The following is an 11,947-nucleotide window of genomic DNA, read 5'->3' as shown; positions in this document are numbered from 1 at the left end:
GCGTTTTCCGGGTCGGGGATCAATCCCATTGCAACGTGGCGCGACCGGACGTCCGCCAGCCTTAAGGAGTATTCATGACGACGAGTGCGACGTTGCGCCACAGGCTTTTTGGCGTACTGGCCGCTACCGCGCTGGGCGGCGCTGCCAGCGTGGCGTCGGCTATGCCGTCGGCGGTCGGTGCGTCCGATCCCTGCGCCGCGAGCGAGATGGCGCGCACGGTCGGCTCGGTGGCCAAGTCGGCCGGCGACTACCTGGACTCGCACCCGGAGACCAACCAGGCGATGACCAACGTCATGCAGCAGCCTGCCGGACCCCAATCGGTCAACTCGCTGAAGTCGTACTTCGACGCCAACCCCAAGGTCGCCAGTGATCTGCAGACCATCTCGGCGCCGCTGACCTCGCTGTCGACCAAGTGCAAGCTGCCGATCAGCCTTCCGCAGATGCTGGGAATGATGCAGGGAGCGCAGAACGGGCTGCCCGGTGGTGGGGCTCCGGCGTCGCCGGTGGCCGGTCCGGTGGGCGGCGCTCCGGCCGGGGGCGCCCCGGCGGCACCGGCGGGTCCAGCGCCAGCGCAGGCACCGGTCGTCGTCAGGTAGCGGCCCGGCCCCCGGTTTCGGGGTCCGGTGGCGGCAGCGGGCCTTGCAGCGCCCCGTCGCCCGGATCGGCCGGCGGGAGCTGGTCCTGCGAGTTCGCCTCGCTGTCGGGCTCGACCTCGTTTTCGGTCCGGAACATGAAGAAGAACACCACCCAGCCGACCGCGGCGATCAACAACCAGCTGATCACCCGGTAGATCAGCATCGCCGAGATGGCGTCGGGCAACGACATGCCGCTGGAGACCAGACCGGGGACCAGCACCGCCTCCACGACCAGCAGCCCGCCCGGCATCAGCGGGATCGTGCCGACCGCGCGCGCCGCCGCGTAGGCCACCGTCAGCCCGGCGACCGACGCGTTTCCGCCGGCGGCGTAGGCGGCGAAGCCGAGGCACGCCACGTCGGCGATCCAGTTGAACAGCGACCAGCCGAACGCCACCGACAGGTCACGACGGCCCAGGCTGACCGACTCCAGCTGGTCGAGGGTTTGCCGCCACCTGTCGATGCCGGTAGTGGCCGGCCTGCCGCGCACGGAGTTGACCCACGACAGCACCCGCAGACCGATGCCGTCGATCAGCTCCGGTCGTGACGCCACCGCTTGGGCCAGCAACAACAGCGCGACAAAGCCGCCCAGCGTGAACAGCAGAGAAAACGGGTTGTTCTTCGCGCCGAGAAAGAACGCGCCGCCCAGGCCGAGCAGCGCCAGCCCCACCGCCTGCAGCACACCCGACATCACCAGCTGCCACGACGCCACCACGGTCGACGCGCCCCAAATCCGTTGCTGCCGAAGAAGAAACGTGGCCGACAGCACCGGCCCGCCGGGCAGCGTGGTACTCAGCGAGTTGGCGGCGTAGAAGGCGGCCTCCGACCGCCACTGCTTGACCTCGACGCCGGCGGACCTCAGCAAGGTCCGCTGGATCTGGGCGAAGCTGTGCATCGACGCGGCGGCCGCCAGCGCTGCGGCCAGCAGCCAGTACCACTTGGCCGAGTACAGGCTGTTGGCCGCCGCGGCCAGCTGGTCCCAGACCAACGCCACCTCGACCGCGAGCACGACGGCGACGATGCCCAGGATCACCCAGCGGAGCCACCAGTATTTGCCGTGGACGGGCGCTTCGTGCTGACCGTCGACGTTGTGTGGCAGCGCGTCGTGCGACACGTGGTTTAGGGTAGCCGCGCAGGTCGCGCAAGGATCGTTGCTTCGCGTCGCGCCGTGTCGGTGTTTGCGCCGATTACGCTTGACCGCATGCCGTCGATCGACGACTCGGTCGAACCTCTTGTCCGCAAGACCGCCGCTTGGGCGTGGCGGTTGTTGGTCATCCTGGCCGCCGTCGTGGCGTTTCTCTGGGTGGTCAAGAAGCTGGAGATCATCGTCGTCCCGGTGCTGGTGGCGTTGATGCTCAGCGCGTTGCTGGTGCCCATGGTGGACTGGCTGGACCGCCGCGGCGTGCCGCGCGGCGCGGCGGTGACCCTGGTGCTGCTGGCCGGCTTCGCGATCCTCGGCGGCATCCTGTCGTTCGTCATCAGTGAATTCGTAATCGGGCTGCCGGATTTGGTCGACCAGGTGACGCACAGCATCGACTCCACCCGCAAGTGGCTGATCGAAGGGCCGATGCATCTGAGCCGCCAGCAGATCGACAATGCCGGTAACGCCGCGATCCAGGCGCTGCGCAACAATCAGGCGAAGCTGACCAGCGGCGCGTTGTCCACCGCGGCGACCATCACCGAGATCCTCACCGCCGCGCTGATGATGCTGTTCACGCTGATCTTCTTCCTCTACGGCGGGCGCAACATCTGGCAGTACGTCACCAAGATCTTCCCCGTCAACGCCCGGGAGCGGGTCCGCGCCGCGGGCCGGGCCGGTTACGGCTCTCTGATCGGCTATATCCGTGCCACCTTTTTAGTCGCGCTGGTCGACGCCGCCGGGGTCGGAACCGGCCTGGCGATCATGGGCGTGCCGCTGGCGTTGCCGCTGGCCTCGCTGGTGTTCCTGGGTGCGTTCATCCCGCTGGTCGGTGCCGTGATCAGCGGCATTCTGGCGATCGTGGTCGCGCTGCTGGCGAAGGGCTTCGTCTACGCGCTGATCACGCTCGGGGTGCTGATCGGGGTCAACCAGCTGGAGGCGCACATCCTGCAGCCGCTGGTGATGGGCCGCGCGGTGTCGATCCACCCGCTGGCGGTCGTGTTGGCGATCTCGACCGGCGGGGTGCTCGCCGGTATCGTCGGCGCGCTGCTGGCCGTCCCCACGGTGGCTTTCCTCAACAACGCATTCAAGGTGCTGTTGGCGCCTGAACCGTCCGCGACGGCTGAAGCGCTGACCGAGGAAGGCGAGTCCGTCATGGCGGCAGAACCGGACGACGTCGACGCCGAAGCTGCCGCAGAACCCAGTAGTTAGAAGCGGCCTTCGCGGCGCAGCAGGTCCTGCGCGCTCAGACCCCCGCTGCGACGCTGGCGCGTCCGCTCGGCTTCTGGGGCGTTGTGCGCCCGGGAGTTCAGTTTCTCGGTGGCCATGTCGGAATCGTCGTCGTCCGCCGGCGCCGTGGGGATGGCCGTGGTGGCTTCTTCCTCGTCGTCGGACTGTTGTGGGGGTACCGGTACCGACCGCGTCTGGTCGGGGTTCCCCGTGGTGCGTGAATCACCTTGCCGCTCAGCGGGTTTGGGCCCGCGCAGTTCGCTGAGCCAGGACTCGATTTCGCGGTCTTGCGGCGGGGTGCCCGACGGCTTGGGCCGGCGTTCGCCGCCGCGGGGTTCCGGTGCGGCGTTCTTCGGCGCGGCGAAGCGGGTGGTCTCCGGTTCATCCGCAGACCCCGGCGACGTCGGGGCCCGCATCCGGGTGGTGCCCGCCGCCGACGGGGTGTCCTGACGCGGCGGCCGGTACTGCGGGCGGGGGCGGGCGGCGCCTTCCGCCGACGGGTGGGTGGGATCGTGTGGCGGTCGCGGTTTGGTGGCAACCGGACCACGCGGCGCGACGGCCACCCGCTCGGGCCGACGCTGCGCGGGCCGCTTGCGCTCGGGCGGCAGGTGGATCTCGCCGAGGCCGAGCCGGGTCTGCAGCCGCTTCATCCACCGCGGCGCCCACCAACAGTCGTCGCCGAGCAGCTTCATCACCGACGGCACCAGGAACATCCGCACCACCGTCGCGTCCAGCAGCAGCGCCGCCATCAAGCCGAACGCCAGGTATTTCATCATCACCAGGTCGGAGAACACGAACGAGCCGGCGACAACGGCCAGGATCAGCGCGGCAGCGGTGATCAGGCGACCGGTGGTCGCGGTCCCGATCCGGATTGCCTCCGACGTGGACATCCCGGATTCCCGCGCCTCCACCATCCGGGAGACCAGGAACACTTCGTAGTCGGTGGCCAGGCCCCAGCCCACTGCGACCACCAGGGCGATCACGACCACCATCAACGGCGTCGGGGTGAAGTTCAGCAACCCCGCGCCGTGTCCGTCGACAAAGATCCAGGTCAGGATTCCCATTGTCGAACCGAGCGTCAACGCGCTCATCACCGCGGCCTTGATCGGCAGCACCACCGACCCGAACGCCAGGAACATCAACAAAGTGGTGGTGGTCAGCAGGATCACCAACATCAGCGGCCCCTGGGCCGACAAGGCGTGGATGCTGTCCTGCTCGAGCGCCGGCGTCCCGCCGACCATCAACTCCAGCCCCTTGGGCGGGGGGATCGCCCGCAGTTCCTTGATCTTCTGCGCCGCGTCGTTGCGGTTGACCAAACCGTTCTCGATCACCCGCACCGACTTGTCCTTCGACGCGCCCGGCAGCACGGGGCGTTCCTTCCACATGTCGGCCGCGTTGTTGTCCGGCTTGACGAACCCGTTGATGGACATCGCCTTGTTGCGGATGTCGGCGACCTGCTGGTCGGTGACGGGCTTGTGGTTGTCGGATTGGATGACCAGCGTCAGCTTCTCGGTGCGGAACCCGGGGAAGATCTTGTCGAACTGCTCCTGGGCCTGACGGCTGGGATTGTCCGGCGGCAGGTACTTCTCGCTCATCCCGCCGAAGGACAACTTCCCCAACGGGATGATCAACAGGATCATCGCGATCACTATCGGGACAGCGAACGCCAGCGGCCGCTTCATCACGACGTTGACCAGCTTGCCCCAGAACTCGCCCTCGACTTCCTCGCGGGTCTTGGTCTTCTGGGTCTTGTCGGCCAGGAAGTTCAGCCACCAGTTCATCGGCTTCCAGTTACGGAAGAACGGCACCCGCAACAGCGTCCGCACCCCGAGCGCGTCGACGTGGTGGCCCAGCACGCCCAGGCAGGCCGGCAGCAGCGTGATCGACAGCAGCGCCGCCAGCCCCACCGCCGCGAAGATGGCGTAGGTCAGCCCTTTCACGAAGCCCTGCGGCATCACCAGCAGGGCGGCGCCCGAGACGATGATCAGCACCGCCGAGAACACCACGGTGCGACCGGCCGTCATCACGCTGCGGCGCACCGCGGCCTCGGTGTCGTAGCCTTCGGCGATCTCCTCGCGGAAGCGGCTCACCACGAACAGCCCGTAGTCGATGGCAAGACCCAAACCGATCAGCGAGATCACCGGCTGGGCGAAGAAGTTCACCGGCCCGAAGAGAGTGGCAAACCGCAGGATGCCGGTCGCGCCGGCGATGCTCAAGCCGCCGACCATGACCGGCAGCCCGGCGGCGATGACCCCACCGAACACGAAGAACAGCACCACCGCCACCAGCGGCAGTGCAAGGACCTCCATGCGCCTCTGGTCGGTGGCGATGGTGCCGGTCAGCGCGTTGGCGATCGGCTGCAGGCCGGCCAGTTTGACCGTGCCGCCGTCGAGCTTTTGCAGGCTGGGCTCGACGGCCTGGTAGTTCTTCAGGATGGTGTCGTCGTCGTCGCCCTTGAGCTGGATGGACGCGAAGGCGTGTTGTTTGTCGGCGTCGGCCATGTTGCTCAGCACGTCGGGGTTGGTGAAGTAGCCCACCCAGCTGAGCACCTGGTCAGGGTGGTCGCGCTTGACGTTGTTGAGCCCGTCTTTGATGCCGTCGAACCACGGCTTGTCGTCGACCGTCTTACCTTTGGGCGCGGTGAAAACAGCGACGACGTGACTGGTTCGGTCGCGGCCGTACACCTGGTCGCCCAGCACCGACGCCTTCACCGACTGGCTGCCGTCGTCGTAGAACCCGCTCTGGGTGACGTGTTTGCCGAGGCTCATCCCGAAGATGCCGCCGCCAAGGCACAGCGCCACCATGACCCCGATCACGATGTACCGGTAGCGGTATACAGTTCGGCCCCACCAGGCGAACACGTAAGCTCCTTACTGGATCTACTGAAAAATCTCCGTGACCCGCTGCCTATTTATCCAGTTGTCACACACGCGAGGTCAGTAGCGACGACAGCGGCCGGAACGGCTGCAGCCACGCCCCCTGCTCAGGCAGCGAATCCAGTCCGATCCGGGGCAGCGGTTCCCGGAACACACCGTCGATGTCCTCCAGGTCGACGAACTCCAAGGTATCCGACGCTAACGCCCAACTCGCATGTTCGCGAAATCCGAGCACCTGGACGGGAACCCCGCCGCGCGAGATTTCCTCCAGCGGTTCGCGGAATGCCTGGCCGTCGGCGGAGGCCACCACCAGCGCCGCCAGACCCTCCTGGCAGCGCAACGCGATGTGCTGCAGCATGTCGCCGTCGACGTCGCTGTCCTCGTCGATTTTCGGCTTGGCGAAGACGGCAAACCCCACGTTACGCAAGGCATCCACCCACGGTCGAACCACGTCGGCGCTGCCCGGCGCGATGTTGGTGAACACGGTGGCCTCGGGTTCGCTCGACACGTCGTGCCGGTCGGCGGCCACCTCGGCGGTGCGGGTCAAAAGCCAGCGGCCCAGCGCGTCGAAGCGCGGGCGTTCCAGCGCCGTCGGCCGCCGGCCCAGGATGGAGCCGAGACCCATGTCCAGGTTGGGCGCATCCCAGACCAACAGCACGCGTCGGCCGCCCGGGCCGGCCGTGTCGTCGCCGGATGGTTCGGCCAGCGCGGGCATCAGTGCGCCCGTTTCTTCGGTCAGGCTCATGGACTGGTTCTTTCCCAGAGCAATTCGGTAACGGCACTGCCGGCGTCTTGTGCCTTGGTCTCGTACTTGGTGATGGGGCGGACGACCGAGATCGGCAGAGTCGGGTCGTCGGGATCGGCCCGGCGCAACCGCGGCTCGGCGTCGCCGACCTCGGCGATCTGCTCGGCGTATCCGGCGTGGTCGGTGGCGGCGTGCAGTACCCCGCCGGGCCGCAACCGGTCGGCGATCAGCGCCACGGTGCGCGGCTGCAGCAACCGCCGCTTGTGGTGGCGGGCCTTGGGCCAGGGGTCGGGGAAGAACACCCGCACTCCCGTCAACGTGCCCGACGGGATGAGGTGCTCGAGGACGTCGAGCGCATCTCCGCGGACCAGGCGGATGTTGCCGACGTTCTCCCGGTCGATGGCGCTCAGCAGTTGCGCCAGCCCGCGCCGGTAGACCTCGACCGCGATCACGTCGACATCCGGCTCGGACTGTGCCATCGCGAGGGTGGAAGTCCCTGTGCCGCAACCGATCTCGAGAACCACCGGCGCCTCCCTGCCGAACCAGGCCCGGATGTCGGGTGGATCGGCCGGCCCGTCGGCGCTGCGGGCCAGGATGCCGAGTTGCGGCCACAATCGGTCCCAGGTCCGCTGCTGGGCGGCCGAGAGGGCCGAGCGCCGGGTCCGGAAGCTGGTGGTCCGGGGATAGCCAGAACGCGGGGCGGGCACGCCGGTGTCCGGGCGCGCCTGGACCCCGGATTGTGCGTGCATTGGTCCATCGTTACCCATATACCCATGGTGTAGCCGCATCGCGGTACAGATTGATACCCAACAGTTGCCTTCGGCTGGTACTGGCTCGCGCCACGGCGCGGCGGATGTCACGATGCGATGGGAGCGGCGCTCGCCGGTTCAGCGGGCCAGTTCAGGGACAATGGGCGGGACATGAGCGGACAGCGGGGTTTCCTCGACGAGCTGGCGCGATATGCCGCCGACGCCCGCTGGGACGTGATCGCCGAGCCCCTGCGTGCGCCGCTGCGGGTCGCCGTGTCCGGGCGCCGTGGAGTGGGCCGTCGTACCGTCGCGCACGCTCTTGCCCAGGCCGGGGTCCCGGTGACGCCGGACGCCGATCTGCAGGTCCACGTGATCGCCGAGGTGGTCAAACCCGAGGATCGGGCCGCGATCGCGGCGGCGCAACGGCCGCTGCTGGTGGTACAGAACAAGGCCGACGTGGCCGGCGGGCCGGTGGCCGGGCTCGGCGTGCCGGTCGCGCCGATGGTGGGATTGCTGGCTGTGGCGGTACTGGACGACACCCTGTGGGGCGCGCTGCGGGTGCTTGCGGCCCGGCCCGCCGACCTGAGCTCGCCGGACAGCTTCGTCGCCTGCGCACACCCGCTGCCGGTTGAGGTCCGCCGGCGCCTGGTCGACACCCTCGACCTGTTCGGCGTCGCTGCGGCGGTCGCCGGGATCCGCCGGGGGGCGTCGAAGGCCCAGGTCCGGGCTCGGCTGCGCAGGCTGAGCCGCATCGACGCCGTGCTGGCCGAGCTGGCGGCCGTCGGCGCCGAGGTGCACTACCGGCGGATGCTCGACGCCGTCGCCGAGCTGGAGGCGCTCGCTGTCACCGACCCGCGGGCCGCCGAGTTCTTGTCCCGCGACGCCACGGTGATCGCGCGGATGGCCGCCGCGATCGACGTCGTCGAGGCCACCGGGCTGGACGTCGACCGCTGCGACAGCCCCGCGGCACACCTGCGGCGGGCAGTGCGCTGGCAGCGCTACGGCCGCGGACCGGTCAGCGCCACCCACCGCGCCTGTGGCGCCGACATCGCCAGGGGATCGCTGCGGCTCTGGTCGCACGCCGGGGGATCGTCATGACCGACCCGGTCGCCGACGTCGACGCACTGGTCGGCGCGATCGGCCCGCGGCTCAGTGCGCCCGTGATTGCGCGCCGCGACGCTGTGCTGGTGACCGGCCCGTGGCTCGCCGGAGTCAGCGGCGTTGCTGCCGTGCTGCGCGAACGGCTGCCCCAGCACACCTTCGTCGAGGCGGCGGACCTGGCGCCCGGCGAGGCGCCGAGCGCCGTGGTGTTCGTGGTCTCCGCGGCCGCGGTGCTGACCGGATCCGACGCCGCGCTGCTCGACGCAGCGGCCACCGACACCGACCCGGTTATCGGCGTGGTGTCCAAGATCGACGTCCACCGCAACTGGCGCGACGTGCTGGCCGCCGACCGCGAGACGCTGGCCGAGCACGCGCCGCGCTACGGCGGGGTGCGCTGGGTGGGGGCGGCCGCGGCGCCCGAACGCGGCGAGCCGCGCGTCGACGACCTGATTGCCGCGGTCGGGGAGCAACTGGCCGACCCCGACCTTGCGCGGCGAAACCGGTTGCGGGCCTGGGAGTCCCGGCTGCAGACCGTCGCATGCCGGTATGACCGCGACGCCGAGGGCGCGGGCCGCCGTGCGCGGGTCGAGGCGCTGCGGGAGCAACGCAACGCCGTGCTGCGCCAGCGGCGGCTGTCCAAATCCGAGCGCACGATCGCGCTGCGCAGCCAGGTCCAGCAGGCGCGCGTGCAGTTGTCTTACTTCGCCCGGAACCGCTGCGCCTCAGTGCGTTCAGAGTTGCAGGAGGATGCGGCCGGTCTGAGTCGGCGCAAGCTGCCCGGCTTCGAGGCCTACGCCCGCGGCCGCGTCGAGGAGGTGGTGACCGAGGTCGACGAGGGCACCACCGCGCACCTGACCGATGTCGCGCAGGCGCTGGGGCTGGCGGTGGAGCCGCCGGCAGCCGAGCTGCCGCGGGTGGAGATCGGTGCGCCGCCGCTGAAGTCGAGGCGGCTGGAGACCAGGCTGATGATGCTGCTGGGCGCCGGTTTCGGGCTGGGCGTGGCGCTGACGCTGAGCCGGCTGCTGCTCGACTTGGCGCCCGGGCTGACCGCGGCCGGGATCGTCGCCTGCGTGGCGATCGGTCTGGCGGTCACCGTCTGGGTGGTCGGCACTCGCGGCCTGCTGGCCGACCGCGCGGTGCTCGACCGCTGGGTCGGCGAGGCAACCGGATCGCTGCGCTCGGCGGTCGAGCAGCTGGTGGCCACCCGGGTTCTGGCCGCCGAGTCGGCGCTCAGCGCTGCGCTCGGCGAGCACGACGAAGCCGAAAGCGCACATGTGGCCGACCAAGTGAGCGTCATCGACACCGAGCTGCGTGAGCATGCCGTCGCGGCGGCTCGGGCCGCGGCGTTGCGTGACCGGGAGATGCCGACGCTGCGGGCTGCGCTCGACGCCGTGCGCGCGCAGTTGGGGGAGTGCGCCCACGCGGAGACGGCGACGTCGGCGCCGACAATTGGGGCCGATAAGGCGATCTGAATCGTTCTTGTGAGTGAGCTGATACACGCCCGAGCCATTTTGGGTATACGGCCCGCGATAACCTGTGTTAAGGATCGCAAAGACGTTTTGCAAACCTTCGCAGCTGTGACACGCACGAGTGAGAGTTCAGGAGATTTCGATGACCTCAGCGACCATCCCCGGTCTGGATACCGCGCCGACGAACCACCAGGGCCTGTTGTCCTGGGTGGCGGAGGTGGCCGAGCTCACCCAGCCGGACCGGGTGGTGTTCGCGGACGGCTCCGACGAAGAATGGGAGCGGCTTTGCCAGCAGCTGGTCGAGGCGGGCACTTTCAAGAAGCTGAACGAAAAGAAGCGTCCGAACTCCTACCTGGCTCTTTCCGACCCGTCTGACGTGGCGCGCGTCGAGTCCCGCACGTTCATCTGCACCGAGCAGGAGAGCGGCGCCGGTCCGACCAACAACTGGATGGAGCCGGCCAAGATGCGGTCGATCATGACCGAGCTGTACCGCGGCTGCATGCGCGGGCGCACGATGTGGGTGGTGCCGTTCTGCATGGGCCCGCTCGGCGCCGACGACCCCAAGCTGGGCGTGGAGATCACCGACTCGGAATACGTCGTCGTCTCGATGAAGGTGATGACCCGGATGGGCAAGGCCGCCCTGGAGAAGATGGGCGACGACGGCTTCTTCGTCAAGGCGCTGCATTCGGTGGGAGCGCCGCTGGAGCCCGGCCAAAAAGACGTGCCGTGGCCGTGCAACGAGACCAAATACATCACCCACTTCCCTGAGACCCGTGAAATCTGGAGCTACGGCTCGGGTTACGGCGGCAACGCGCTGCTGGGTAAGAAGTGCTATTCGTTGCGGATCGCCTCGGCGATGGCCCACGACGAGGGCTGGCTCGCCGAGCACATGCTGATCCTCAAGCTGATCTCGCCGGAGAACAAGGCGTACTACTTCGCCGCGGCCTTCCCGTCGGCGTGCGGCAAGACCAACCTGGCGATGATCCAGCCGACCATCCCGGGCTGGCGCGCCGAAACCCTCGGCGACGACATCGCCTGGATGCGGTTCGGCAAGGACGGCCGGCTCTACGCCGTCAACCCGGAGGCCGGCTTCTTCGGTGTCGCGCCGGGCACCAACTGGAAGTCCAACCCCAACGCGATGCGCACCATCGCCGCCGGCAACACCGTGTTCACCAACGTTGCGCTCACCGACGACGGCGACGTGTGGTGGGAGGGCCTGGAGGGCGAGCCGGACCACCTGATCGACTGGAAGGGCAACGACTGGGTTATCCGCGAGACGGAAACCAAAGCCGCGCACCCGAACTCGCGGTACTGCACGCCGATGTCGCAGTGCCCGATCCTGGCGCCTGAGTGGGACGACCCGCAGGGCGTGCCGATCTCCGGCATCCTGTTCGGTGCCCGCCGCAAGACGACGGTGCCGCTGGTGACCGAGGCCCGCGACTGGCAACACGGCGTGTTCATGGGCGCCACGATGGGCAGCGAGCAGACCGCCGCCGCCGAGGGCAAGGTCGGCACCGTGCGGCGCGACCCGATGGCGATGCTGCCGTTCCTGGGCTATCACGTGGGCGACTACTTCCAGCACTGGATCGATATCGGTAAAAACTCCGATGAGTCCAAGCTGCCGAAGGTGTTCTTCGTCAACTGGTTCCGCCGTGGCGACGACGGCAAGTTCCTGTGGCCGGGCTTCGGCGAGAACAGCCGGGTGCTCAAGTGGATCGTCGACCGCATCGAACACCGGGCGGGCGGTCAGGAGACCCCGATCGGCATCGTGCCCACCGCCGACGACCTCGACTTGGATGGGCTGGACGTGGACGCCGCAGACGTGCAGCGCGCGTTGGAGGTCAAGGCCGACGAATGGCGCCAGGAACTGCCGATGATCGAGGAGTGGTTCGAGTTCGTCGGCGAAAAGCTGCCCACCGGCGTCAAGGACGAGTTCGAGGCGCTCAAGCAGCGGCTGGGCTAGTCACCTTCCTGCGCGAGCGTGCGCAGTTGTACAGGTTTCGACCG

Annotated in this window: 9 protein-coding genes; 5 read left to right on the top strand and 4 right to left on the bottom strand. The window is 68.7% G+C overall.

From position 1 onward, the window contains the following. The first annotated feature begins 74 nt into the window (after positions 1 to 74). Complete coding sequence (locus tag G6N47_RS06585) at positions 75 to 596, top strand: hemophore (protein WP_083133157.1); 522 nt, start codon at positions 75 to 77, stop codon at positions 594 to 596. Here G6N47_RS06585 and G6N47_RS06580 read toward each other — a convergent pair. After that, complete coding sequence (locus tag G6N47_RS06580) at positions 589 to 1,746, bottom strand: lysylphosphatidylglycerol synthase transmembrane domain-containing protein (protein ID WP_083133156.1); 1,158 nt, start codon at positions 1,744 to 1,746, stop codon at positions 589 to 591. The genes G6N47_RS06585 and G6N47_RS06580 overlap by 8 nt on opposite strands. 87 nt (positions 1,747 to 1,833) lie before the next feature. Here G6N47_RS06580 and G6N47_RS06575 point away from each other — a divergent pair, with 87 nt between their 5' ends. Then, complete coding sequence (locus G6N47_RS06575; protein ID WP_083133248.1) at positions 1,834 to 2,982, top strand: AI-2E family transporter; 1,149 nt, start codon at positions 1,834 to 1,836, stop codon at positions 2,980 to 2,982. Here G6N47_RS06575 and G6N47_RS06570 read toward each other — a convergent pair. The 3 genes from G6N47_RS06570 to trmB all read right to left on the bottom strand — a co-directional run bounded on the left by G6N47_RS06570 (position 2,979) and on the right by trmB (position 7,328). Then, positions 2,979 to 5,861, bottom strand: coding sequence for an MMPL family transporter (locus tag G6N47_RS06570; protein ID WP_083133155.1), 2,883 nt, complete (start codon positions 5,859 to 5,861; stop codon positions 2,979 to 2,981). The genes G6N47_RS06575 and G6N47_RS06570 overlap by 4 nt on opposite strands. Before the next feature lie 61 nt (positions 5,862 to 5,922). Then, positions 5,923 to 6,621, bottom strand: a complete 699-nt coding sequence (locus G6N47_RS06565; RefSeq protein WP_083133154.1) for an NYN domain-containing protein — start codon at positions 6,619 to 6,621, stop codon at positions 5,923 to 5,925. Continuing rightward, on the bottom strand, positions 6,618 to 7,328 hold the full coding sequence (gene trmB, locus G6N47_RS06560) for a tRNA (guanosine(46)-N7)-methyltransferase TrmB (RefSeq protein ID WP_372517549.1): 711 nt from the start codon (positions 7,326 to 7,328) through the stop codon (positions 6,618 to 6,620). The genes G6N47_RS06565 and trmB overlap by 4 nt, the downstream gene beginning before the upstream one ends. 213 nt (positions 7,329 to 7,541) lie before the next feature. Between trmB and G6N47_RS06555 the strand changes: the two genes are divergently transcribed. The 3 genes from G6N47_RS06555 (at position 7,542) to G6N47_RS06545 (ending at position 11,903) form a co-directional block, all read left to right on the top strand. Beyond that, positions 7,542 to 8,468: a hypothetical protein gene (locus G6N47_RS06555; protein ID WP_083133152.1), complete on the top strand. Its 927-nt coding sequence runs from the start codon at positions 7,542 to 7,544 to the stop codon at positions 8,466 to 8,468. Further along, entirely contained in the window at positions 8,465 to 9,943 is a 1,479-nt protein-coding gene (locus G6N47_RS06550) for a hypothetical protein (RefSeq protein ID WP_083133151.1), read from the top strand. Before G6N47_RS06555 ends, G6N47_RS06550 begins: the two co-directional genes overlap by 4 nt. 139 nt (positions 9,944 to 10,082) lie before the next feature. Next, positions 10,083 to 11,903 carry a phosphoenolpyruvate carboxykinase (GTP) gene (locus G6N47_RS06545; protein ID WP_083133150.1) on the top strand — a complete coding sequence of 607 codons (1,821 nt, stop codon included), beginning with the start codon at positions 10,083 to 10,085 and terminating at the stop codon, positions 11,901 to 11,903. The last annotated feature ends 44 nt before the right edge of the window (positions 11,904 to 11,947 follow it).

It is taken from the genome of Mycobacterium branderi, from assembly GCF_010728725.1.
In the GTDB taxonomy this organism is placed as follows: Bacteria; Actinomycetota; Actinomycetes; order Mycobacteriales; family Mycobacteriaceae; genus Mycobacterium; species Mycobacterium branderi.
This window is presented reverse-complemented; position numbering and strand designations above follow the sequence as displayed.